Source organism: Ruegeria sp. AP7 (assembly GCF_056539905.1).
In genome coordinates, this window is sequence record NZ_JBQFVT010000002.1 from 426406 (window position 1) to 450661 (window position 24256).

Below are 24256 nucleotides of genomic sequence, written 5' to 3' on the forward strand. Positions count from 1 at the left end.
AAGTCTTTCCAATGGCCCAGCTACGATTTCATCCGTCCGCCTTCATCTCGGTATCGATCATGATGGATATCGGTCCAGTCGAGAACGGGCCGACACCAAACTCTGTGTGATCAATCTCTCCGGTCGCCGAGAAAGCAACCCAATCGCCTTTATAATACTCGATGGCGCCACCTAAAGGATGCTCGCCCTGATGGGTCAGTGTGGCCTGCAGGGTTACGGGCTTGGTCACGCCATGGATGGTCAGATCTCCGGTCACGTCCGCGGTCGTATCGCCGGTCCGTTTGATGTCGGTGCTGACGAATGAGATCTCGGGATAGGTTTCAACCTCGAAGAAATCAGCCGACTTAAGGTGATCATCCAAAGGACCAAACCCCGAAGCCAGGCTGTTGGTGTCAATCGTCACGTTCAACGTCGAGGCCTCCACATCATCGGCATTCAGGTCCAGCACGCCGTCTACTTTGGTGAACTCGCCATGCTGGTTCGAGACACCTGCGTGGCTCCAACCGAACCTGACTTCGGTATGCCCCTGATCGGTCTTGTAGGTCTGCGCAAAGGCCGGTGTCACGGCAACGGTCAAGGCAGCGGCGGCAATCATAGGTTTAAAAGTCATGGTCGTATTCCTTTTATCCGATGGGCACTGGAATGTAGATGAATTTTCATCTAATTAAGTCAAACCAAGACTGCAATCAGAAACAAGGCTAACACGAAGTTGTGAAGAACGATCTGTCAACAGAGTTTGAGACAGAAATCTGGGTCGCTATGAACCGAGCTACCCGGCGCATCCAGTCTGACATCGGCGCGGCCCTAAAGGACGCAGGGTTTCCACCTTTGAAATGGTATGATGTGCTTTGGTCGCTTGAACGGCACGGGGGTCAGTTGCGTCCGTATGAGCTTGCTCAGGATACCATATTCGAACAGTCGAACCTGTCCCATCTGAGCAAGCGGCTATTGGCAGAGGGATTGGTGGAGTTCATCGAATCTGATAGTGATAGACGTGGAAAAGTTCTGAAAGTTACGGAAAAAGGCCGGGACTTACGAAAGCGCATGTGGTCCATGTATGGCCCTATGCTGCACGAAAGAATGCGCGCGTTTGGTAATGTGGATGGCTGGCAAGCATTCATCGAAGCAGAACGGGATCAATCCAGTCCAGACTGAAGGATATTTGATAGCGTGTATGGGCTAGCACCTCACATTGGGGCACAAAAAACTCGCTTTCCCAGGGGACTTAATCGTTCTCCCAAGGCGGGTTCGATCAGAGACTGGTGGACACGTCGAAGGTGTTACCCTCTTCCAAGGTCACATATGCTTTCTCAACGTCTTTCCGACGCTCAACTAGCCGCGAAACCTACCATTCACCCATAAAGCGCACGGGCTTCGGCGAAGGACAAAAGACGACGACTTTGCTCGTCCCACAGATGTAGGCGCGCGTTGGCGAGGCTTTCTCGGATGGTCATCTGGTTGCTGTTTGCCAACTCATCATGATCGCGCAGCACTTCGGTCAGGCGGTAGAACGGGATGCGGCTGTACAGATGGTGCACGTGGTGGATGCCGATATTGGCGCTGAACCACTGCAACACCGAGGGCAGGATGTAGTGGGAACTTCCGTGCAGGGCGGCCTCGTGCAGTTGCCAGTCTTTGTCGGGATCCCAGTGGGTGTCCTCGAATTGGTGCTGGACGTAGAACAGCCATACGCCTGCGGTTGCGGCAATCAGGGTCGAAGGCAGGAAAATCAACAAGACCGGCATCAGGCCGCCAAAATAATAAACAGCCAGCAAAGCAGCCAGAATGACCACATTGGTGCCCATCGCGCTGACCCAGAACCTGAAGCTGCCGGTCAGCCCAAGCGGAAGACGGTTCTGAAACAGGAACAAATAGCCAGGGCCAAAACCGAACAGGGTTATGGGATGGCGATACACACGATACCAGAACCGGTTCATTGGCGTCTTCGCCTTATACTCGGCCACCGTCAGCGTATGGACATCGCCCATGCCGCGTTTGTCCAGATTGCCCGAGCTGTTGTGATGCGTGGAATGCGTACGACGCCAGACATCATAGGGTGTCAGCGTAAACACCCCGATCACCCGCCCGACCCAGTCGCTGACCGCCCTGTTTTTGAAGAACGCCCCGTGCCCGCAATCATGCTGGATCGCAAACAGCCGCAGCAGGAAGGCTGCATTGAGGGCCGAAATCGCAAACGCCAGCCAATAGCTGAGCGAAAGTGACATCCAGGACAGCGTCCAAAGCGCAAAGAAAGGGATGATGCTGACACCCAGCTCAAAGGAACTGCGCCACTGGTTCGGTTCGCGGTATTTGGCAAGTGTAGACACCCAATCCCGCGCCGCGGTCACATCCGGATTTTCCCGGGTCGAGTGAGAAAAGTTTGCCATACGCCTGCCATATCTTTTGTTTGTTGGGTACCGGATAGACTACCGGCCCGACTTAGCAAGCGATTTGTTCAAAACACGATCGTTCCGCGCTCAATTTTCTGTGTCGCTGCTAAAGAAAAAACCCCCGCTTTCGCGGGGGCCTTCATATCTCTCCAAAGACGGGTTCGATCAGAGACCGGTGGACACGTCGATGGTGTTACCCTCTTCCAGGGTCACATATGCTTTTTTGACGTCTTTGCGACGGCCCAGCTGGCCGCGGAACCGCTTGACCTTGCCTTTGGTCACGGTGGTGTTCACCGCTTTGACCTTCACACCAAACAGAGCCTCAACGGCCTCTTTGATTTGCGGCTTGTTGCTGTCGATCGCCACTTCAAAGACAACCGCACCGTTTTCGGACGCCATGGTCGACTTTTCGGTGATGACCGGCTTGCGGATCACGTCGTAGTGTTCTGCCTTCGCGCTCATTTCAGACGAGCCTCCAGTGCTTCGACAGCCGCTTTGGTGAGCACCAGGGTGTCACGCTTGAGGATGTCATAGACGTTTGCGCCCATCGACGGCAGGATATCCAGACCTTCGATGTTCTTGGACGCTTTCAGGAACCCTTCGTTCACGGTCGCGCCGTCGATGACCAGAGCGCGTTTCCAGCCCAGGTTTGCAACCTGTTTGGCCAGAGCAGCGGTCTTGCCTTCGGCTTCGGCGTTCTCGATTACGACCAGTTCACCTGCCTTGGCTTTTGCCGACAGAGCGTGGCGCAGGCCAAGCTTGCGGAATTTCTTGGGCAGGTCGTGACCATGCGAACGAACCACGGGGCCTTTGTAGATACCACCACCACGGAAGATCGGCGCGTTACGGTCACCATGGCGTGCGCCACCGGTGCCTTTCTGGCGATAGATCTTCTTGGTCGAGTAGCTGGTTTCCGAACGAGTCTTCACCTTGTGGGTGCCGGCTTGCGCGTTGTTGCGCTGCCAACGGACCACACGGTGCAGGATGTCCGCACGCGGCTCGAGGCCGAACAGGTCTGCATCCAGCTCGATGTTGCCGGCTTTGCCGCCGTCCAGTTTGATTACATCAAGTTTCATGCTTCACCACCTTCCGCGGGAGCTTCTTCCGCAGGTGCTTCAGTTGCAGCACCTTTTACGGCTGCCGGGAACGGCAGACCTTCGGGTGCTTTCTTCTTGACGGCGTCCTTGACGGTAACCCAGCCCGATTTCGGTCCGGGAACGGCGCCTTTGATGAAGACCAGATTCCGGTCGGCGTCGGTTTTGACAACTTCCAGGTTCTGGGTGGTTACACGGGCAGCACCCATGTGACCGGCCATCTTCTTGCCTTTGAACACCTTGCCCGGGTCCTGACACTGACCGGTCGAACCGTGCGAACGGTGGCTGATCGAAACACCGTGCGAGGCGCGCAGACCACCAAAGTTCCAACGCTTCATCGCACCAGCAAAGCCTTTACCGATCGAGGTACCCGAAACGTCAACTTTCTGACCTTCCAGGAAGTGTTCCGCCGAGATCTCGGCGCCGACATCGATCAGGCCATCTTCGGAGACGCGGAACTCGGCCAGCTTACGCTTGGGCTCAACCTTTGCAGCGGCATAGTGACCGCGCATGGCTTTCGAGGTGCGTTTTGCCTTGGCAGCACCGGCGCCCAGCTGAACGGCGGTGTAGCCGTCTTTGTCAGCGGTGCGCTGTGCAACAACCTGCAGGTTGTCCAGGTGAAGAACGGTCACAGGGATCTGCTTGCCGTCTTCCATGAACAGGCGGGTCATGCCAACTTTTTTTGCGATAATACCAGAGCGCATAATTTATACCCTCCGATCTTACGACTGCAGCTTGATCTCGACGTCCACACCAGCAGCGAGGTCGAGCTTCATCAGCGCGTCAACGGTCTGGGGGGTCGGATCAACGATGTCCAAGAGACGCTTGTGGGTGCGGATCTCGAACTGGTCGCGGGATTTCTTGTCAACGTGAGGGCCACGGAGAACCGTGAACTTCTCGATCTTGTTCGGCAGCGGGATCGGGCCGCGCACGTTCGCGCCGGTCCGCTTGGCAGTGTTGACGATCTCTTGCGTGCTGGCATCCAGAACGCGATAGTCAAATGCCTTCAGCCGAATACGGATATTTTGGCTTTGCATAGATACAGCCTTTTATCAGGCGTTGAGGTTGAGAGGAGGACAGACGCGCATCGCCAACCCTCATCGAACCCAAAAGGCGGGAATCACCCCGCCTTGATGTTCCAATAGACAACTCGCGCGTACTATAGGTACCTGAGCATTTTGGCAAGAGGCAAACGCAGCAAAGAAAGCACTCTTATTCACCTCTGGAAATGCCATTGGTTAGCCATGGATCTTCGACCTTCATTCCTTGGTAAACCGCGTGCAGAAAGAGATGCGCAACGACTGGGTCACTGGAAAATGGCGAAAAACGCAATCTTCCTTCTCTGACACCTTCTTCAGCCTCATAGACAACCTCGTCGCCCTTCACGGTTACAAGTACTTTGAGCTCGGCTAGAGTCTCTGGATCGACTGAGGTGGGATCGTTTGACAAGATCACAAAATCCGCAACCTTTCCAACTTCGATAGACCCCTTCTCTTCTTCTTCGAAGTGCTGCCATGCGGGCCAAATTGTCATGGCTTTTAAGGCGGTCATGACATCTACCCGCTGATGCGGTCCCAAGATATCTCCGGAGCGCGTACGGCGCGTGACCGTGGCTGCAAGAACACGCATGCTGTCTGGAAAGGCCACCGGCGCATCGTGATGCGTGCCGAACATCATGTCACGTTCACGCAACCAACCTGTGGGTGAGATGTTATCGGCGTTGACCGGTCCGACGGTATGATCTCGGTGCCAATCGCCCCAATAAAACGTATGCATCGGGAATAGCGACGGAAACACACCAAGGCGCTTAAAACTGGCGACCTGATCCTCTCGTAGGAACTGACCGTGAACCAGAACGGGGCGGTTGCCAGGGTCGCCATACTTGATCTGCGCCTCTTCGAGCGCAGCAATCAACATGTCTGATGCCCCTTCACCGTTGGAATGCACAAGGATTTGGAAATCGTTCTCGTAACACCAGTTCACGGCGTCCTGGAGTTGTTCCATCGTTATGGCCGCATACCCTGCGTACCCCGCGGCATAGTTTCCAACCGGATCATAGTAGGGTCGATCCCGCAAAGCCGTGAAACCCTGCGGCGAACCGTCAATTGTCAATTTGCAGCCCCCTACCCGAACCCGGTTGCCATAATCCGTCGAGGTGTTCGCTCCAATATACTCCCTCGACTCGAGAACATCCGGAAACGCTACAACGTCGATAGGAAGCCCGTCTTCGGCGGCAACTTTCTTAAGAACTTCTACGATTTCACCTGAAGATCTGCCTTCTTGTCCGGTCGTATATCCAAACTTTGCCCAAAGTTCGGTCCCAGCTCGGGCAAATTCGGCAAGCCCTTCCTCACCCAAATTCCCCAACATCGGCACGAGAACCGAAAAGAACGCGTATTCTTCCAGAACCCCATTTGGTTCCCCGGCCTCATCGCGTTGAATGACCCCACCCGGAGGGGGCTCCGAAGCAGCCGTGATACCTGCCAACTCCAGCGCTTTCGAGTTTGCCACGCCTAGGTGCCCAGACTGATGAATAATGACAACGGGCAAGTCCTCGGACACCATGTCCAGCTCCTGTCGTGTCGGGTGACGGAGTTCCTTCAATTGAGCATTATCGTAACCGAAGCCAACGATCATTTTGACCTGTTCAACGGCCTGCGCATTCTCCTCGGCCCAGTCAGTCAGTGTGGATTGCAGACTTGCGATATCAATGACATCCCCGTCCGGTGGCGCAAGAAGGTTAGCGGACAATGCCTGCAAACCGCCCATGACGACATGTCCGTGGCTATCAACGAAACCAGGAAGCATCGCGCGCCCTTCCAGATCATAGGTTTCGGTTTCCTCGCCCTGATGCGCCGACAAGTCAGACAGCGGACCAACCGCAAGAATGCGCCCATCTTTGACTGCGACAGCTTCGGCAGACGGAGCCGTATCGTCCATCGTAACAATGGGCCCTCCGAGATAGATCCTATCCGCAATTCCTTGCGACGATGCTGAAGTAGGTGAGAAAGCAACTGCTGCGACAAGACAAACTGAACGCGCCGAAAAGTGCATCTTATGACCTCTTTCTAATTGCAATGTCTCAATACGAAAGAAGTTAGCATTACTGTTGACTTAGGCAAAAACGAAAAAGGGCGTCCCGAGGGACGCCCTTTCCATCTGATCATTCGCTCGCGCGAATTACTCGATGATTTTCGACACGACGCCAGCGCCGACGGTGCGGCCGCCTTCACGGATGGCGAAACGCAGGCCGTCTTCCATCGCGATCGGCGCGATCAGCTCGACGGTGAAGCCGACGTTGTCGCCAGGCATAACCATCTCGGTGCCAGCCGCCAGGGTCACGGTGCCGGTCACGTCAGTGGTCCGGAAGTAGAACTGCGGGCGGTAGTTCGCGAAGAACGGGGTGTGACGACCGCCTTCTTCCTTGGTCAGGATGTAGGCTTCGGCTTCGAACTTGGTGTGCGGTGTCACCGAACCCGGCTTACACAGAACCTGGCCACGCTCAACGCCGTCACGGTCGATACCGCGCAGCAGGGCGCCGATGTTGTCGCCCGCTTCACCGCGATCCAGCAGCTTGCGGAACATTTCAACACCAGTACAGGTGGTTTTCTGAGTGTCACGGATGCCGACGATTTCGATCTCGTCGCCAACGTTGATCACGCCACGCTCAACACGACCGGTCACAACAGTACCACGGCCCGAGATCGAGAACACGTCTTCGACCGGCATCAGGAACGGCTTGTCAACTTCACGCTCAGGGGTGTCGATGTAGTCATCAACAGCCGCCATCAGTTCTTTGATCTTCTCTTCGCCGATTTCCGGGTTGTTGCCTTCCATTGCGGCCAGAGCCGAACCTGCGATGATCGGAATATCGTCGCCGGGGTATTCATAGCTGGACAGCAGTTCGCGAACTTCCATCTCAACCAGTTCCAGCAGCTCTTCGTCGTCAACCTGGTCAACTTTGTTCATGAACACGACCATCTTCGGGATGCCAACCTGGCGGCCCAGCAGGATGTGCTCGCGGGTCTGCGGCATCGGGCCGTCAGCTGCGTTCACAACCAGGATCGCGCCGTCCATCTGCGCCGCACCGGTGATCATGTTCTTGACGTAGTCGGCGTGGCCGGGGCAGTCGACGTGCGCGTAGTGGCGGTTGTCGGTTTCGTATTCCACGTGCGCGGTCGAGATGGTGATGCCACGTGCTTTTTCTTCCGGCGCGCCGTCGATCTGGTCATACGCTTTGAAGTCACCGAAATACTTGGTGATTGCTGCGGTCAGCGTGGTCTTGCCGTGGTCAACGTGGCCAATCGTGCCGATGTTGACGTGCGGCTTATTACGCTCAAACTTTTCCTTTGCCATGATGGCCTCCTTTTTCGGTAATGAAGGGAGCCCGTTAACCGAGCTCCCTCAAATCTTCGCTTATGCGTATTTCGCCTGGATCTCGTCCGAGATGTTCTGCGGAACCGGATCGTAGTGGTCGAACTGCATGGTGAACTGGGCACGGCCCGACGACATCGAACGCAGAGTGTTGATGTAGCCGAACATGTTGGCCAGCGGAACAAACGCGTCGATCGCGATTGCGTTGCCGCGTGGCTCCTGACCAGAAACCTGGCCACGACGCGAGGTCAGGTCGCCGATGATACCGCCGGTATATTCTTCCGGGGTGATCACTTCGACCTTCATGATCGGTTCCAGCAGTTTCGCGCCAGCTTTGCGCATGCCTTCACGCATACACATACGGGCCGCGATTTCGAACGCCAGAACGCTCGAGTCAACATCGTGGAACTTACCGTCGATTAGGGCAACCTTGAAGTCGATCACGGGGAAGCCAGCCAGCGGGCCGCTGTCCATGACCGAGTTGATGCCTTTTTCAACACCGGGGATGTATTCCTTCGGTACCGCGCCACCAACGATGCGGCTTTCGAACGAGTAACCTTCAGCAGGCTCGGTCGGCGAGATGATCATCTTCACTTCGGCGAACTGACCCGAACCACCCGACTGTTTCTTGTGGGTGTAGGTATGTTCGACTTCGTGACCGATGGTCTCACGATAGGCCACCTGCGGTGCACCGATGTTGGCCTCAACCTTGAACTCACGCTTCAGGCGGTCAACCAGGATGTCCAGGTGAAGTTCGCCCATGCCCTTCATGATGGTCTGACCGGATTCCAGGTCGGTTTCCACACGGAAGGACGGGTCTTCGGCAGCCAGACGCGCCAGACCCTGGGACATCTTCTCTTGGTCGCCCTTGGTTTTGGGCTCAACCGCGATCTCGATCACCGGATCGGGGAAGGTCATGGTTTCCAGAACCACCGGATCCTTCGCGTCACACAGGGTGTCACCGGTGGTGGTGTCTTTCAGACCCGCCAGCGCGATGATGTCGCCTGCAAACGCTTCTTCGATCTCTTCCCGGTTGTTCGAGTGCATCATCATCATACGACCGATGCGCTCTTTCTTACCTTTGGTCGAGTTCAGGATTGAGTCACCCTTGTTCATGGTGCCCGAATAGATCCGGGTGAAGGTCAGCGAGCCAACGAAGGGGTCGTTCATGATTTTGAACGCCAGACCCGAGAAAGCCATGTCGTCATCGGCACGACGGGCGATGTCACGAACTTCTTCTTCGTCGCCGGGTTTGAAGCCCATGTAATCGACAACGTCCAGCGGGCTGGGCAGATAGTCGATCACAGCGTTGAGCAGCGGCTGAACGCCTTTGTTCTTGAACGCCGAACCACCCAGAACCGGAACGAACGCGATGTCCAGGGTGCCTTTGCGCAGCAGGGCGCGCAGGGTCGGAACGTCGGGCTCATTGCCTTCCAGGTATTCCATCATCGCGTCGTCGTCCATTTCGACGGCCGCTTCGATCATCTTGCCGCGCCATTCGTCAGCCATGTCTTTTAGGCTGTCGCGGATCGGAGCTTTGATCCAGCTTGCGCCCAGATCTTCACCCTGCCACAGCCACTCTTCCATGGTGACCAGGTCGATCAGACCTTCCAGTTCGGACTCGGCACCGATCGGGATACCAACCGGAACAGCGCGTGCGCCGGTACGGTCTTCGATCATGTTGACGCAGTTGAAGAAGTCAGCGCCGATCTTGTCCATTTTGTTGACGAAAACCATACGCGGAACCTTGTAGCGGTCAGCCTGACGCCACACGGTTTCGGTCTGGGGCTCAACACCAGCGTTTGCGTCCAGAACGCAGACGGCACCGTCGAGGACCGCCAGCGAACGTTCGACTTCGATGGTGAAGTCAACGTGGCCGGGAGTGTCGATGATGTTCAGGCGGTGCTTCGGGGTTTCTGCGGTCTGACCGTCCTCGGTGCGCTCCCAGAAAGTGGTGGTCGCAGCCGAAGTGATGGTGATGCCGCGTTCCTGCTCCTGCTCCATCCAGTCCATGGTGGCTGCACCATCGTGCACCTCACCGATGTTGTGGGACTTGCCAGTGTAATACAGGATACGCTCCGAGCAGGTGGTCTTACCTGCGTCGATGTGCGCCATGATACCGAAGTTACGGTACAGTTCGAGAGGATATTCGCGTGACATTTGTCTAAGCCTCTGGGATTACCAACGGTAATGGCTGAAGGCTTTGTTCGCCTCGGCCATCTTGTGGGTGTCTTCGCGTTTCTTGACGGCAGTACCGCGGGACTGAACAGCGTCCAACAGCTCGCCTGCAAGGCGCTCTTCCATGGTGTTTTCGTTGCGGCCGCGCGCAGCAGTGATCAGCCAGCGGATGGCCAGTGCTTCGCGGCGCTCGGGGCGCACTTCGACCGGAACCTGGTAGGTTGCACCACCAACCCGGCGCGAGCGAACCTCAACCGACGGTTTGATGTTGTCGAGCGCTTCGTGGAACACTTCGACAGGAGCGCGCTTTACCTTGTTCTCAACGCGGTCAAACGCGTTGTAAACGATGCGCTCTGCGACCGACTTCTTGCCGTCGATCATCAAGTTGTTCATGAATTTGGTCAGTACCTTGTCGCCAAATTTGGCGTCAGGCAGGACTTCGCGTTTTTCGGCGGCGTGACGACGTGACATATCAGCCTCTCCTTCTTACTTGGGACGCTTCGCGCCGTATTTCGAACGACGTTGCTTACGGTCTTTGACGCCCTGAGTATCCAGAACACCGCGCAGGATGTGGTAACGCACACCGGGAAGGTCTTTTACACGGCCGCCACGGATCAGAACAACCGAGTGTTCCTGCAGGTTGTGGCTTTCACCGGGGATGTACGAGATGACCTCGAACCCGTTGGTCAGGCGCACTTTGGCAACCTTACGCATCGCCGAGTTCGGCTTTTTAGGTGTGGTGGTATAAACACGTGTGCAGACGCCGCGTTTCTGCGGGCACTGCTCCAGGTGCATGGACTTCGAGCGTTTTACTTTGGGCTGCCGCGGCTTGCGGATCAGCTGTTGAATAGTTGGCATTCCGGTTTCTTCCCCGTTTTGCAACACACATGACATGCACGCGGCTGCGTGCGGTTAAATTCGCTGCACTTATGCGTCCACAAGCGCAAAACCCGCGAGCGTTCCCATTCCGAGGTGAACGTCGCGGTTTGTTATCAGAGGGCGCGAACGATAAAAGTGTCCGGGCCTTGACCAGTTCATTACTGAAATCGGTTACGGGGCGGCCCCCGGTACCGAGATGTCGCGCGTAATAGGGGGAGTCGGCCCGAGTGTCAACAGCCATGCAACAAAGGCGTGTGGCACATCAAGATATCAGCCATTTATCAGGATTGGGCTGGGAATTCCACTGTTCGCCTGCATTGCGGCTTATACCTACCGCGTGCATAGTGGGCGCGCCCCGCTATCTATCGGATGATCCATGCAAGTCATTGGCCTGTGCCGATTTTCATTCCCTGCCCTCGGCGATTTCCAAATCGAACACGACACGGTTGAAGAGCGGCGCCGCCATTTATACCACCCTACCCGTCTGGAAGAGCGGTTTCGCCTGTTTGAATCCCTAACCCTGCCCAGCTTTCGCGCACAGACCGATGAGGATTTCCAGCTTCTGATCGCCGTCGGAGAGTGTCTTCCGAAGGCGGCGCTCGACCGCCTCAAAGATCTAACCACTGACATCAAGCAGGTTCAGATCATCCAAAGAGCAGTCGATCCGGATCAGAAACACCGGCAAGTCATGAAACAAATCCTTCAAATCGCGCGCTCGCATCCAGACCGGCCTTGTCTTCAATTCCGTCATGACGATGACGACAGCGTTTCCATAGATTTCGTGGAAAAACTCCGAGAAGCAGCAGATGACGGCGCAGGTTTGATCAGGAAAAATCAAGCGATCGGGATAGATTTCAACAACGGGTATCAGGCCAGTTTTAGACCCGCAGGTACGCACGCCGCGCAGGTCTACAAGTCTTTGCTCGGGGTTGGACTGGGCATGTTGGTCTCGGGCGAATGCACTCACACAATCATAAGCTTCACCCATAACCGGATCGGACGTTTCATGCCGATTATCAGCTATCCGGACCGACCAATGTGGATCAGGTCACTGAACAACTCCAACGACTCGCCACGCGCAGGGAAACAGAAGGCGCAACTTGCTCCGATAACACCTAAGATCGAGACCGAATTTGTCAGACGTTTTGCGATAGACCCGGGTTTCTTGCGTTTGCCTCAATCCTCCGCCTGACGCGATCGTTCGCGGAACAGTGTGAACATCCCTGCCCCGACGACCAATGCCGCGCCAAACAGGGTAATCGAATCGGGCCAGTCGCCAAATACCGCCCATCCAAGCCCCAGCGCCCAAAGCAGACTGGAATAGCGGAATGGAGCAATAAATCCGACCTCGCCCACGCGCATCACCATGACGCTGAACAGATACCCCATCAAAACAAAGACCGCGGCACTGGCGACCATCACACCTGATGCGGTCGAAACCGGCACCCACCCCTCAAAAACTGACACGATTGCAGCAACAGAGGTGATAGAAAGCGATGTTGCCAACGTCACAACCATGGATGGCACTTCTGCGGACATGTGTCGCGTGATAAGATCACGGGCCGTAACTGATGCTACCGCAATCAGAGCATGTATGGCGTAAATGCTGAAGCCGTCCGGGCCGGGTCGAACGATCAGCAACATTCCAACAAATCCCATTGCAATCGCGACAATCCTCCGCCACCCGATTTTTTCCTGAAAAAACAACGCAGCGCCCAGGGTCACAGTCAAGGGTAACGCTTGCAACACCGCCGTTACATTGGCCAACGGCATGTGCATTAACGCAGTCAGGAAGAAGAATGTCGCCGACAATTCGGCAAGGCATCGAAACACAACCAACCACTTATCGTGGCGGGAAAAATTCAAATGAAGCGCCCCAAGATGGCGTGCAAGAAAGAACACGAGAATCGTTGCCAACGCCCCTCGTGTGGCGACCAACTGGAACAGCGGCATATCCTGCCCCACCACCTTCACGAGCGTATCGTTGACAGTAAAGGCAGCCATGCTGCCCATCATCAGCAAGGCGCCCCTTAGATTTGGTGTCATTCTGGTTTCGTCCGATCACAATACAATGTGCCCATTGGCCAATCAGGCAAACCCATTGTCAACTCTGCAATCGATAATCCGCAATCGCGGGTGAAGCCAGGATGGACCTAGAGGCTGACTTTGACCGGTACATTGCTATTTTGAAGTCCGGTCAAACTGAAGAGGTGCACTGTGATTGAGGGCCTGAGCCATATTACATTCATCACCCGAGATCTCGACAAGATGGAAGAGGTGCTGACAACAATTCTTGATGCCAGAAAAATCTATGATAGCGGCGATCGGACTTTCTCGCTTTCAAAAGAACGGTTTTTCGATATCGGGGGTGTTTGGGTCGCGATTATGGAGGGCGATCCACTGTCCGAAAAAACCTACAATCACGTCGCGTTCAAGATGGGTGTAGATGAGTATGACGACAGATTGCAACGCATCCGGTCGCTTGGCCTTGAAATCCGGGAGGGTCGATCCCGCGTACCCGGCGAAGGTCAATCGATCTATTTTTATGATTACGACAACCATATGTTTGAACTGCACAGCGGTACGCTAGCGGAACGATTAAAACGGTACGCCACGGGCTGAATTAAAGAAGGCCCCGCAATTTTGCAGGGCCTCATTTGTTTTATGCTGCGGTGCTTACTCGCGGCTTTCCGGTGTTTCCACCAGAACGTCCAACTCATCACCGACCATGTCGTCGTCGAAGGTCGGAGCAGCCAGAGCAGCAGCCGCTTCGGCCTCTTCCCGACGGGCTTCGATCACCACGTTGTCACGCGACTGCGCGATGTGGCGGACGGCCTGCGTGGCCCCACCGGTACCGGCGGGGATCAAGCGACCAACGATGACGTTCTCTTTCAGGCCAACCAGTTTGTCCTTCTTGCCCTGAACCGAGGCTTCGGTCAGAACGCGAGTGGTTTCCTGGAACGAGGCCGCCGAGATGAACGAACGCGTCTGCAGCGAGGCTTTGGTGATCCCCAGGAGGATCGGCTCGCCCTGCGCCGGACGACCGCCGCGCGAGATGGTTTTCTCGTTGGCTGCGTCGAACTCCTGCTTGTCGACATGCTCGCCTTTTAGCAGGGTGGTGTCGCCTGAATCCAGGATCTCCCACTTCTGCAGCATCTGGCGCACGATGACTTCGATGTGCTTGTCGTTGATCTTCACGCCCTGCAGACGATAAACGTCCTGCACTTCGTCGATCATGTAATCCGCCAGCGCTTCGACGCCCATAATGGACAGGATGTCATGAGGAGCCGGGTTACCATCCATCAGGTATTCACCCTTCTGGATGAAGTCCCCTTCGGCAACCGGGATGTGCTTGCCCTTGGGCACCATGTACTCGATGGTCTCCATCGACTCGTCAGCCGGTTCGATGCTGATGCGGCGCTTGTTCTTGTAGTCGCGGCCAAAGCGCACGTAACCATCGGCTTCTGCGATGATCGCGTGATCTTTCGGACGGCGGGCTTCGAACAGTTCGGCCACACGCGGCAGACCACCGGTGATGTCCTTGGTCTTGGCACCTTCACGCGGGATACGCGCAACAACGTCACCGGCTTCGATGGTCTGACCGTCTTCGACCGACAGGATCGCATCCACCGACATCGGATAGTGAACCGGGTTGCCCGCATCGTTGCGGACCGGCTCGCCATCTTCACCGACCAGAATGATCTCGGGCTTGAGGTCGCTGCCTTTGGGGGCGGCGCGCCAGTCGATCACAATCTTCTGTGTCATGCCAGTTGCATCGTCGGTCTCATCGCGGACAGCGATGCCCGAAACAAGGTCGACATATTTCGCAGTACCGGCCTTCTCGGCGATGATCGGCAGAGTGTAGGGGTCCCATTCGTACAGCTTGTCGCCACGGGCCACGTTTGTGCCGTCCTTGACGAACAGCTTGGAGCCGTAGCCCAGCTTGTGGCTGGCACGCTCTTCGCCGTGTTCGTCGCTGATCACCAGCTTCATGTTCCGGCCCATGACCAGGCTTTCGCCTGCGGCATTGACCAGAATCTGCGGGTTCTCGAAAGAAACGACACCTTCCTGGCTGGCTTCCTGGAACGACTGCTGACCACCTTGCGCAACACCACCGATGTGGAAGGTCCGCATGGTAAGCTGTGTACCGGGCTCACCGATGGACTGCGCGGCGATGATACCGACAGCCTCACCTGTGTTCACCATGGTACCACGTGCAAGGTCACGACCGTAGCAGGTGGCGCAGACGCCTTCCTCGGACTCGCAGGTCAGAGGCGAGCGGATACGCATCGATGCAACACCGGCTTCATCGATAGTGTCGGCCATGCGCTCGTCAATCAACTGACCAGCGGCAACGATCACCTCGTCCGTGCCCGGACGCAGAACATCGTCCGCAGCTACACGGCCCAGCACGCGTTCGGCCAGCGAGGCAACAACCTCGCCGTCGTTCACGGCGGCTTCGGCAGTGATCGCACGCTCGGTACCACAGTCGATCTCACGAACGATGCAGTCCTGAGCGACATCCACCAGACGACGGGTCAGGTAACCCGAGTTCGCCGTCTTCAGAGCGGTATCCGACAGACCCTTACGGGCACCGTGGGTCGAGTTGAAGTACTCGAGAACGGTCAGACCTTCCTTAAAGTTCGAGATGATCGGCGTCTCGATGATGTCACCGTTCGGCTTGGCCATCAGGCCGCGCATACCGCCCAGCTGTTTCATCTGAGTAACCGAGCCACGCGCACCGGAGTGGGCCATCATGTAGACCGAGTTCGGTTCCTGATCCGACCCGTCTTCAGCCTTGGCGACGTCCGAGATGGTGCTCATCATCGCCTCGGTGACGCGGTCGTTACACTTCGACCAGGCATCGACAACTTTGTTGTACTTTTCGCCCTGAGTGATCAGGCCGTCCATGTACTGCTGTTCAAAGTCCTTCACCTGACCGCGAGTGTCATCAACGATGCCCCACTTGTCATCGGGGATGACCATGTCGTCCTTACCGAACGAGATGCCCGCCTTGAACGCTTCTTTGAAGCCCATCGACATGATCTGGTCACAGAAGATGACCGACTCTTTCTGACCGCAGTAACGGTAGACGGTGTCGATCACCTGCTGCACTTCTTTCTTCCGCAGCAGGCGGTTGACCAGCTCAAACGGTGCCTTGTTGTTCATCGGCAGCAACGCACCCAGACGCAGCCGGCCCGGAGTGGTTTCGTAGCGCTTCTGAACTTCGTTGCCTTCGTCGTCGATCTGCGTGATCCGCGCGGTGATTTTCGAGTGCAGATGCACTTCACCCGCGTCCAGCGCATGCTGAACTTCTTCGATCGACCCAAAGACCTTGCCTTCGCCGGGCATGCCTTCGCGTTCCAGGGTCACATAATACAGACCCAGGATCATATCCTGCGACGGAACGATGATCGGTGCGCCGTTTGCAGGCGACAGAACGTTGTTCGTCGACATCATCAGAACACGGGCTTCCAGCTGGGCCTCAAGGCTCAGCGGCACGTGAACGGCCATCTGGTCACCGTCGAAGTCGGCGTTAAAGGCCGAACATACCAGCGGGTGCAGCTGGATCGCTTTCCCTTCGATGAGAACCGGCTCGAACGCCTGGATGCCAAGACGGTGCAGCGTCGGCGCACGGTTCAGCATGACAGGGTGTTCGCGGATCACCTCGTCGAGGATATCCCACACCTCGGGACGCTCTTTCTCGACCAGTTTCTTCGCCTGTTTAACAGTCGAAGACAGACCCTTGGCTTCAAGGCGCGAGTAGATGAACGGCTTGAACAGCTCCAACGCCATCTTCTTGGGCAAGCCACACTGGTGCAGCTTGAGTTCCGGACCGGTCACAATGACCGAACGGCCCGAGAAGTCGACGCGCTTACCCAAAAGGTTCTGACGGAAGCGACCCTGCTTACCTTTCAGCATGTCCGACAGCGATTTCAGCGGGCGCTTGTTGGCGCCGGTGATCACGCGGCCACGACGGCCGTTGTCGAACAGAGCATCCACAGATTCCTGCAGCATCCGCTTTTCGTTGCGGACGATGATGTCAGGCGCGCGCAGCTCGATCAGACGCTTCAGACGGTTGTTCCGGTTGATGACGCGGCGATACAGATCGTTCAGATCCGAAGTAGCGAAACGGCCACCATCCAGCGGAACCAGCGGACGCAGTTCCGGCGGAATGACCGGGATCACGGTCATCACCATCCACTCGGGGCGGTTACCCGACTCGAGGAAGGATTCAACAACCTTCAGACGCTTGATGATCTTCTTGGGCTTCAGTTCGCCGGTTGCTTCGGCCAGATCAGCGCGCAGCTGCTCGGCTTCGGCTTCCAGATCGATCTGGGCCAGCATCTCTCGGATGGCTTCGGCACCGATATTCGCGGTGAACGCGTCCATGCCATAGGCATCCTGCGCGTCCATGTACTCTTCTTCGGTCAGCATCTGGCCATAGGTCAGGTCGGTCAGACCAGGCTCGATAACGACATAGTTTTCAAAGTACAGAACACGTTCCAGATCGCGCAGCGTCATGTCCAGCATCAGGCCGATGCGGGACGGCAGCGATTTCAGGAACCAGATATGCGCGACGGGCGCGGCCAGTTCGATGTGGCCCATACGCTCACGGCGGACTTTCTGCAGGGTGACTTCCACACCGCATTTCTCGCAGACAACGCCGCGATATTTCATCCGCTTATATTTGCCGCACAGGCATTCGTAATCTTTGATCGGGCCAAAGATACGCGCGCAGAACAGACCGTCACGCTCGGGCTTGAACGTCCGGTAGTTGATGGTTTCGGGTTTCTTGATCTCGCCATAGGACCAAGACAGGATCCGCTCGGGCGACGCCAGCGAGACCTTGATCTCGTCAAAGACCTTCGGGGGCGTCAGCGGGTTGAACGGGTTGTTGGTGATTTCCTGGTTCATTTGTTACCTCAAATCTTGCGGAAGGGGGGACGGGAGAAAGGGCAGCGCCCTCACTCCTCAACCTCCGCATCCAGGAGTTCCATATTCAGGCCGAGGCCACGGACTTCTTTAACCAGAACGTTGAACGATTCCGGTACGCCCGCTTCAAAGTTATCCTCGCCCTTGACGATCGACTCATAGACCTTGGTCCGGCCGGCGACGTCATCCGATTTCACGGTGAGCATCTCCTGCAGGGTGTAGGCGGCGCCGTAAGCTTCCAGAGCCCAGACTTCCATCTCACCAAAGCGCTGACCACCGAACTGCGCCTTACCACCCAGCGGCTGCTGGGTCACCAGGCTGTACGGCCCGGTCGAACGCGCGTGGATCTTGTCGTCCACAAGGTGGTGCAGTTTCAGCAGGTACTTGATGCCCACGGTCACCGGACGTGCAAATTGCTCACCCGTGCGACCGTCGAACAGAACCGACTGACCGCTTTCCGAGAAGCCTGCACGCACCAGCGCGTCGTTGACGTCAGCCTCTTTGGCACCGTCGAAGACCGGGGTTGCGATCGGAACACCGCGGGTTACGTTGCCCGCAGCCTCGATCAGGCCATCCTCGTCCAGACCGGTGATGCCTTCTTCGTAGACATTTTCGCCATAGGCCAGCTTCATCGCTTCGCGAACCGGGGTCAGATCGCCGGAACGGCGGTATTCACCCAGAGCGTCGTCGATATTCAGACCCAGACCGCGTGCGGCCCAACCCATGTGGGTTTCAAGGATCTGACCAACGTTCATACGCGAAGGCACGCCCAGCGGGTTCAGACAGAAGTCTACCGGCGTACCATCGGCGAGGAACGGCATGTCTTCCATCGGAACAACCTTGGAGATCACACCCTTGTTCCCGTGACGACCGGCCATCTTGTCACCCGGCTGCAGCTTGCGCTTCACGGCGATGAAGACTTTGACCATCTTCATCACACCCGGCGGCAGGTCGTCGCCACGGCGGACCTTCTCGACTTTGTCTTCGAAACGGGCGTCCAGAGCACGCTTTTGCACTTCGTACTGCTCGTTCAGAGCTTCGACGATCTGTGCGTCCTGCTCACCTTCCAGTGCCAACTGCCACCACTGACCACGGGTCAGGGTTTCCAGCAGCTCCTCGGTGATAACCGAGCCGGGCTTGACGCCTTTCGGGCCTTTGACAGCGGTTTTACCCAGGATCAGACCCTGCAGACGCGCATAGATGTTGCGGTCGAGGATCGCCAACTCGTCGTCCCGGTCACGGGCCAGACGTTCGACTTCCTCACGCTCGATCTGCAGCGCACGCTCGTCTTTTTCGACGCCGTGACGGTTGAAGACGCGGACCTCAACGACCGTACCGTAATCGCCCGGCTTCACGCGCAGCGAGGTGTCGCGAACGTCAGATGCTTTTTCACCAAAGATGGCGCGCAGCAGCTTTTCTTCCGGGGTCATCGGGCTTTCGCCCTTCGGAGTGATCTTGCCGACCAGAATATCGCCCGGCTCAACATCCGCACCGATGTAAACGATGCCCGCCTCGTCGAGGTTGCGCAGCGCTTCTTCACCGACGTTCGGGATGTCGCGAGTGATCTCTTCCGGACCCAGCTTGGTGTCACGGGCGGCGACTTCAAATTCCTCGATATGGACCGAGGTAAAGACGTCATCGCGCGCGATACGTTCCGAAATCAGGATCGAGTCTTCGTAGTTGTAACCGTTCCACGGCATGAACGCGACGACCACGTTCTTACCAAGGGCCAGTTCACCCATATCGGTCGACGGACCATCGGCAATAACCTCGCCCTTCTGGACGGTGTCACCTACCTTGATCAGCGGACGCTGGTTGATGCAGGTGTTCTGGTTCGAACGCTGGAATTTGCGCAGACGATAGATGTCAACGCCAGCGTCGCCCAGTTCCAGATCTTCGGTGGCGCGGATAACGATACGCTGGGCATCAACCTGGTCGATGATACCGGCGCGTTTCGCCTGAATCGCAGCGCCTGAGTCGATCGCAACCTTTTCCTCGATCCCGGTGCCGACCAGCGGTGCCTCGGCCCGCAGCAGCGGAACCGCCTGACGTTGCATGTTCGAGCCCATCAGAGCGCGGTTGGCGTCGTCATTTTCCAGGAACGGGATCAGCGATGCAGCTACTGATACCAGCTGTTTCGGCGACACGTCGATCAGATCCACATTCTCGCGCGGGGCAAGCGTGTAGTCACCGGCCTGACGGGTCGAAACCAGATCGTTGATGAACTTGCCATCCGCATCCAACGTCGCGTTCGCCTGCGCCACGGTGTGACGCATTTCCTCGGTCGCGGACATGTAGTGAACCTCATCGGTCACCTCAGCGTTTTTAACAACGCGATACGGTGTTTCGATGAAGCCATACTTGTTCACGCGGGCAAAGGTAGCAAGGCTGTTGATCAGACCGATGTTCGGACCTTCCGGCGTTTCAATCGGGCACATCCGGCCATAGTGGGTCGGGTGCACGTCGCGCACCTCAAAGCCCGCACGCTCACGTGTCAGACCACCGGGACCAAGCGCCGAGAGACGGCGTTTGTGGGTGACTTCCGACAGCGGGTTGGTCTGGTCCATGAACTGCGACAGCTGCGACGAGCCGAAGAATTCGCGGACAGCAGCCGCAGCCGGTTTCGCGTTGATCAGGTCTTGCGGCATGACGGTGTCGATCTCGACAGACGACATACGCTCTTTGATCGCACGCTCCATGCGCAGCAAACCGACGCGGTACTGGTTTTCCATCAGTTCGCCGACCGAACGGACACGACGGTTGCCGAGGTGGTCGATATCGTCCACGTCGCCTTTGCCGTCACGCAGTTCAACCAGCGCCTTGATGCAGGCCACGATGTCTTCGCGGCGCAGGGTGCGCAGGGTGTCCGGCGCGTCCAGAGCCAGACGCATGTTCATCTTCACGCGACCAACGGCGGACAGGTCATAACGCTCGCTGTCGAAGAACAGGGTGTCGAACAGGGCCGACGCCGCTTCGACGGTGGGCGGCTCGCCCGGGCGCATAACGCGGTAGATGTCCATAAGCGCGCTTTCACGGTTCAGGTTCTTATCCTGAGCCATGGTGTTGCGCATGTAGGGGCCGACATTGACGTTGTCGATGTCCAAAACCGGGATGTCGGTGATACCTGCATCCATCAGGTCCTTGACGGTGCCGCCGATCAGGTCGCCGTCCTTGTCGTACTCCAGCGTCAGCTCATCACCGGCTTCGACATAGATCGCGCCGTTTTCTTCGTTGATGATGTCCTTGGCGACGTACTTTCCGACGATGTTATCGAAGGGAACCAGCAGGTCGGTGACGCTGCCTTCGTCGATCAGTTTCTTGACCGCGCGCGGAGTGACTTTTTTGCCCGCTTCGGCAATCACTTCACCAGATTTGGCGTCAACCAGATCGTAAGTCGGACGGGTGCCGCGCACGCGCTCGGGGAAGAACGGTGTGACCCAACCCTTCTTCTTATCCAGTTTGTAGGACACGGTGTTGTAATACGCGTCCATGATCGCTTCCTGATCCAGACCCAGCGCATAGAGCAGGGTTGTCACAGGCAGCTTACGGCGGCGGTCGATACGGGCGAACACGATGTCCTTGGCGTCGAACTCAAAGTCCAGCCAGCTGCCGCGATACGGGATGATGCGGCAGGCAAACAGCAGCTTGCCCGAGGAATGGGTCTTGCCCTTGTCGTGGTCGAAGAACACACCGGGGGAGCGGTGCATCTGGGACACGATCACACGCTCGGTGCCGTTCACGATGAACGTCCCGTTCGGTGTCATCAGGGGCATGTCGCCCATGAACACGTCCTGTTCTTTGATGTCTTTGACCGATTTGGCGCCGGTGTCCTCATCGACATCAAACACGATCAGACGCAGGGTGACCTTCAGCGGCGCGCTGTAGGTCATATCGCGCTGCATGCACTCTTCGACGTCGTATTTAGGTTTTTCCAGATCGTATTTCACGAACTCCAGAACGGAGGTTTCGTTGAAATCCTTGATCGGGAAAACCGACTGGAACACACCTTTGATGCCTTCGCCGTCTGTGGGCTGTTCTGCATCGCCGGAGCGCAGGAAAAGATCATAAGAAGATTTCTGGACCTCAATGAGGTTTGGCATCTCCAGCACTTCGCGGATTTTGCCGTAATATTTACGAAGACGTTTCTGGCCAAGGAACGTTTGAGCCATGTCAGATGTCACCTTTCGATGTTCTCAGCGGGCAAAGACACCGTCGGGCCCCGGCATCTTGCACATTCGAGACGACACGTCCGGATCAATTCGTGGCCACCGTCCCGAAGGTGGCCTCCCGATCCGAAAACCGTGTCTTAGAAAACGCCCCAGATAATGGGCCCCTTTCTAAGACAGGTTCGGCTGGACCCGGATTTCTCCGGGCCCAGCCAAAATTTGCGGTGCATCAGCGATGCACCTGTCGGTTGGCTTAGGCCAGCTCGACTTCGGCGCCAGCTGCTTCCAGCTTGCCTTTGACTTCTTCGGCTTCGTCTTTCGACACGCCTTCTTTGATCTTGCCGCCAGCTTCGACCAGTTCCTTGGCTTCTTTCAGGCCCAGACCGGTGATGCCGCGAACTTCTTTGATCACGTTGATTTTCGAAGCGCCGGCGTTCTTCAAAACGACGTCGAATTCGGTTTTTTCTTCCTCAGCTGCGCCACCGGCGTCGCCACCAGCTGCGACCATTACGGCGCCGCCAGCTGCAGGCTCGATGCCGTATTCGTCTTTGAGGATGGTTTTCAGTTCTTGTGCTTCCAGCAGGGTCAGACCCACGATGCTTTCTGCGAGTGCTTTCAGATCAGCCATTTTATCAGCTCTTTCCGTTTACAGTGTGTGTTCCAACGTCAGGGATATTTTCCTACGCAGATCATTCAGTGCCAACCGCTTACGCAGCTTCCGCCTTCTCTTCGATGGTGGAAAGGATGCTTGCGATGTTGCTTGCAGGTGCGCCAATCGCGCCGGCGATGTTCGAAGCAGGTGCGCCAATGCAGCCAACGATCGAAGCAATAAGCTCTTCACGAGACGGCATTTTCGAAACTGTTTCGACGCCTTTGCGGTCCAGAGCGTTCTCGCCCATAGCACCGCCGAGGATCTCAAAATTCTTGTTATCCTTGGCGAAGTCCTCGGCCACCTTGGCTGCTGCCACGGGGTCCTCGGAATAGGTCAGAACGGTCATCCCTGTCAGCAGGTCGGCCATGCTTTCACACGGCTTACCCTCAAGGGCGATTTTGGCGAGCCTGTTCTTGGCAACACGCACGGCACCACCCGCGTCACGAGCACGTGCGCGAAGGTCCTGCATCTCGGCAACTGTCAGACCGGCATAGTGCGAAACCACTACGACGCCAGAGCTTTCGAAGATTTGGCCGAGTTCCTCGACCACTTTCTCTTTCTGGGCTCTATCCACAGTTCTCTCCAAGTTAGGGGCGATATCTCACCCCGGCTCATATTTGCCGCAGCTTTCGCTCCGGCGTTCAGGTCCGTTGTTACGGGATGGGCCAAAACTCGCCCGAGGATCGTGACCCTCAGAATTCTTTGGTCTTACCCGTCTCAGGCAGGGAATTAAGGGGCCGCATGGCACCACCCACCGTCTTGGACGAAACAAAATAAAGCGCACGACGAATCGCACGCTTTATTCCGCAGGTCTACTTAGGACAGATAGGCCGGGTTTCCAAGAGCTAAATTGCACCTATGGGTGCGTTTCGAACGTTCAGAAATAAGCATACTTTCAGTGCAAGTCTCATACACGGTAGATAACGAGGACAGCCAAAGCGACTACAAGAGAAAGATCTTTGAGCCATTGTGGTAACCGGATGCTATTGTCTACCTTTTATCAGCCCACCAAACACAAGTACAAAGCGATTGCGACGTTTGTAGCGCCTATTGTCGCTTCGAATTGGTGTATTGCACGCTTTCCAGCGTGTAATGCAGCTGTGATCTCTTTTGTCTTTTTGGTCTTCACCAAATCTGTTCGTAACTGCTGGACAAGTGAACGTTATCATTGACGCCCGCGCACTGATCAGAATCCTGCCGATACCAAATTACTACTTTGAAACTGTGGCTAGATAGCCTCTGACGAAAACTTGTAGCACGGGGTCCGGTCTGTGTGTGTTGGGGGGCGTAAGGGTTCCTCGCGACTGTTTAAGTATGTTTGGTGGATATATGTCTGTTGCGACTCTGCCACACGCTTTTTGCGCCCCGCGTGCTTCCACAGTGCTTCCAGTTGTGTTGGCCCTAACGCAAAAAGCTTCGCATTATGCGAAGTTAAGTATTTGTTTTCCGAACGAGAAGATTGGTTTTGGGAGTAGGATTTGAACCTCTGACCTTCAGGTTATGAGCCTGACGAGGTGAAGAGGTTAAGCAATTGAACCGTGTGATCAATTGTAGTCTGAACGGGCTGTACTGAGATTTTCTGACGCT

19 protein-coding genes and 1 pseudogene are annotated in these 24256 nt (G+C 56.4%); 3 read left to right on the forward strand and 17 right to left on the reverse strand.

All coding sequences use genetic code 11. From position 1 onward, the window contains the following. Positions 1–28: 28 nt before the first annotated feature. Positions 29–610, reverse strand: a complete 582-nt coding sequence (locus ACR0KN_RS07040; protein ID WP_480652393.1) for a YceI family protein — start codon at positions 608–610, stop codon at positions 29–31. Between the two features lie 149 nt (positions 611–759). Here ACR0KN_RS07040 and ACR0KN_RS07045 point away from each other — a divergent pair, with 149 nt between their 5' ends. Next, the gene (locus tag ACR0KN_RS07045) at positions 760–1155 is read left to right on the forward strand and encodes a MarR family winged helix-turn-helix transcriptional regulator (protein WP_480652395.1); all 396 of its coding nucleotides are present in this window, start codon (positions 760–762) and stop codon (positions 1153–1155) included. A 97-nt stretch (positions 1156–1252) separates the two neighbouring features. On the opposite strand, the pseudogene ACR0KN_RS07050 reads toward ACR0KN_RS07045, so the two are convergent. The 11 genes and pseudogenes from ACR0KN_RS07050 to rpsL form a co-directional block, all read right to left on the reverse strand. Beyond that, positions 1253–1327: pseudogene (locus tag ACR0KN_RS07050) on the reverse strand (50S ribosomal protein L23); the annotation flags it as partial. Between the two features lie 25 nt (positions 1328–1352). After that, positions 1353–2387, reverse strand: coding sequence for a fatty acid desaturase (locus ACR0KN_RS07055; RefSeq protein WP_170781612.1), 1035 nt, complete (start codon positions 2385–2387; stop codon positions 1353–1355). Between the two features lie 168 nt (positions 2388–2555). Then, positions 2556–2852, reverse strand: coding sequence for a 50S ribosomal protein L23 (locus tag ACR0KN_RS07060; RefSeq protein WP_010437040.1), 297 nt, complete (start codon positions 2850–2852; stop codon positions 2556–2558). Beyond that, the gene (gene rplD / locus ACR0KN_RS07065; protein ID WP_010437039.1) at positions 2849–3466 is read right to left on the reverse strand and encodes a 50S ribosomal protein L4; all 618 of its coding nucleotides are present in this window, start codon (positions 3464–3466) and stop codon (positions 2849–2851) included. Before rplD ends, ACR0KN_RS07060 begins: the two co-directional genes overlap by 4 nt. After that, positions 3463–4188: a 50S ribosomal protein L3 gene (gene rplC, locus ACR0KN_RS07070; protein ID WP_039538255.1), complete on the reverse strand. Its 726-nt coding sequence runs from the start codon at positions 4186–4188 to the stop codon at positions 3463–3465. The genes rplD and rplC overlap by 4 nt, the downstream gene beginning before the upstream one ends. An 18-nt stretch (positions 4189–4206) precedes the next feature. Further along, positions 4207–4521, reverse strand: coding sequence for a 30S ribosomal protein S10 (gene rpsJ, locus ACR0KN_RS07075; RefSeq protein ID WP_008756422.1), 315 nt, complete (start codon positions 4519–4521; stop codon positions 4207–4209). 175 nt (positions 4522–4696) lie between these two features. Further along, positions 4697–6424 carry an amidohydrolase gene (locus ACR0KN_RS07080; RefSeq protein ID WP_480652398.1) on the reverse strand — a complete coding sequence of 576 codons (1728 nt, stop codon included), beginning with the start codon at positions 6422–6424 and terminating at the stop codon, positions 4697–4699. A 240-nt stretch (positions 6425–6664) separates the two neighbouring features. Continuing rightward, complete coding sequence (tuf, locus tag ACR0KN_RS07085; RefSeq protein WP_010441214.1) at positions 6665–7840, reverse strand: elongation factor Tu; 1176 nt, start codon at positions 7838–7840, stop codon at positions 6665–6667. A 60-nt stretch (positions 7841–7900) separates the two neighbouring features. Continuing rightward, a complete protein-coding gene (gene fusA / locus ACR0KN_RS07090) occupies positions 7901–10018 on the reverse strand; it encodes an elongation factor G (protein ID WP_480652400.1) in 2118 nt (705 codons plus the stop codon). Positions 10019–10036: 18 nt separating this feature from the next. After that, entirely contained in the window at positions 10037–10507 is a 471-nt protein-coding gene (gene rpsG / locus ACR0KN_RS07095) for a 30S ribosomal protein S7 (protein ID WP_010441203.1), read from the reverse strand. 15 nt (positions 10508–10522) lie between these two features. Beyond that, entirely contained in the window at positions 10523–10894 is a 372-nt protein-coding gene (rpsL, locus tag ACR0KN_RS07100; RefSeq protein WP_005621086.1) for a 30S ribosomal protein S12, read from the reverse strand. 397 nt (positions 10895–11291) lie between these two features. Between rpsL and ACR0KN_RS07105 the strand changes: the two genes are divergently transcribed. Then, positions 11292–12107 (forward strand): putative rhamnosyl transferase, encoded by an 816-nt coding sequence (locus tag ACR0KN_RS07105; protein WP_480652402.1) that lies wholly within the window; start codon positions 11292–11294, stop codon positions 12105–12107. Here ACR0KN_RS07105 and ACR0KN_RS07110 read toward each other — a convergent pair. Next, positions 12092–12961, reverse strand: coding sequence for a DMT family transporter (locus tag ACR0KN_RS07110; protein ID WP_480652404.1), 870 nt, complete (start codon positions 12959–12961; stop codon positions 12092–12094). The genes ACR0KN_RS07105 and ACR0KN_RS07110 overlap by 16 nt on opposite strands. Before the next feature lie 171 nt (positions 12962–13132). Here ACR0KN_RS07110 and fosX point away from each other — a divergent pair, with 171 nt between their 5' ends. Continuing rightward, positions 13133–13537, forward strand: coding sequence for a FosX/FosE/FosI family fosfomycin resistance hydrolase (gene fosX, locus ACR0KN_RS07115; protein WP_480652406.1), 405 nt, complete (start codon positions 13133–13135; stop codon positions 13535–13537). Positions 13538–13591: 54 nt separating this feature from the next. Here the strand turns inward: fosX and rpoC are convergent, their stop codons facing one another. From rpoC to rplJ, 4 genes are all read right to left on the reverse strand, one after another. Further along, positions 13592–17833 carry a DNA-directed RNA polymerase subunit beta' gene (gene rpoC / locus ACR0KN_RS07120; protein ID WP_480652408.1) on the reverse strand — a complete coding sequence of 1414 codons (4242 nt, stop codon included), beginning with the start codon at positions 17831–17833 and terminating at the stop codon, positions 13592–13594. Positions 17834–17883: 50 nt separating this feature from the next. Then, positions 17884–22020, reverse strand: a complete 4137-nt coding sequence (gene rpoB / locus ACR0KN_RS07125; RefSeq protein ID WP_480652409.1) for a DNA-directed RNA polymerase subunit beta — start codon at positions 22018–22020, stop codon at positions 17884–17886. Positions 22021–22270: 250 nt separating this feature from the next. After that, complete coding sequence (gene rplL / locus ACR0KN_RS07130; RefSeq protein WP_010441182.1) at positions 22271–22645, reverse strand: 50S ribosomal protein L7/L12; 375 nt, start codon at positions 22643–22645, stop codon at positions 22271–22273. 79 nt (positions 22646–22724) lie between these two features. Then, complete coding sequence (gene rplJ / locus ACR0KN_RS07135) at positions 22725–23243, reverse strand: 50S ribosomal protein L10 (protein WP_010441181.1); 519 nt, start codon at positions 23241–23243, stop codon at positions 22725–22727. Between the last annotated feature and the right edge of the window lie 1013 nt (positions 23244–24256).

Coding starts and splice junctions, on each gene's coding strand:
- rpsL (WP_005621086.1), bottom strand. CDS start 10,894: ATGCCAACTATTCAACAGCTGATCCGCAAGCCGCGGCAGCCCAAAGTA.
- ACR0KN_RS07055 (WP_170781612.1), bottom strand. CDS start 2,387: ATGGCAAACTTTTCTCACTCGACCCGGGAAAATCCGGATGTGACCGCG.
- rplC (WP_039538255.1), bottom strand. CDS start 4,188: ATGCGCTCTGGTATTATCGCAAAAAAAGTTGGCATGACCCGCCTGTTC.
- rpsJ (WP_008756422.1), bottom strand. CDS start 4,521: ATGCAAAGCCAAAATATCCGTATTCGGCTGAAGGCATTTGACTATCGC.
- ACR0KN_RS07060 (WP_010437040.1), bottom strand. CDS start 2,852: ATGAGCGCGAAGGCAGAACACTACGACGTGATCCGCAAGCCGGTCATC.
- fusA (WP_480652400.1), bottom strand. CDS start 10,018: ATGTCACGCGAATATCCTCTCGAACTGTACCGTAACTTCGGTATCATG.
- ACR0KN_RS07105 (WP_480652402.1), top strand. CDS start 11,292: ATGCAAGTCATTGGCCTGTGCCGATTTTCATTCCCTGCCCTCGGCGAT.
- rplL (WP_010441182.1), bottom strand. CDS start 22,645: ATGGCTGATCTGAAAGCACTCGCAGAAAGCATCGTGGGTCTGACCCTG.
- ACR0KN_RS07045 (WP_480652395.1), top strand. CDS start 760: ATGAACCGAGCTACCCGGCGCATCCAGTCTGACATCGGCGCGGCCCTA.
- ACR0KN_RS07080 (WP_480652398.1), bottom strand. CDS start 6,424: ATGGACGATACGGCTCCGTCTGCCGAAGCTGTCGCAGTCAAAGATGGG.
- rplD (WP_010437039.1), bottom strand. CDS start 3,466: ATGAAACTTGATGTAATCAAACTGGACGGCGGCAAAGCCGGCAACATC.
- rpoB (WP_480652409.1), bottom strand. CDS start 22,020: ATGGCTCAAACGTTCCTTGGCCAGAAACGTCTTCGTAAATATTACGGC.
- tuf (WP_010441214.1), bottom strand. CDS start 7,840: ATGGCAAAGGAAAAGTTTGAGCGTAATAAGCCGCACGTCAACATCGGC.
- rpsG (WP_010441203.1), bottom strand. CDS start 10,507: ATGTCACGTCGTCACGCCGCCGAAAAACGCGAAGTCCTGCCTGACGCC.
- ACR0KN_RS07110 (WP_480652404.1), bottom strand. CDS start 12,961: ATGACACCAAATCTAAGGGGCGCCTTGCTGATGATGGGCAGCATGGCT.
- ACR0KN_RS07040 (WP_480652393.1), bottom strand. CDS start 610: ATGACTTTTAAACCTATGATTGCCGCCGCTGCCTTGACCGTTGCCGTG.
- rpoC (WP_480652408.1), bottom strand. CDS start 17,833: ATGAACCAGGAAATCACCAACAACCCGTTCAACCCGCTGACGCCCCCG.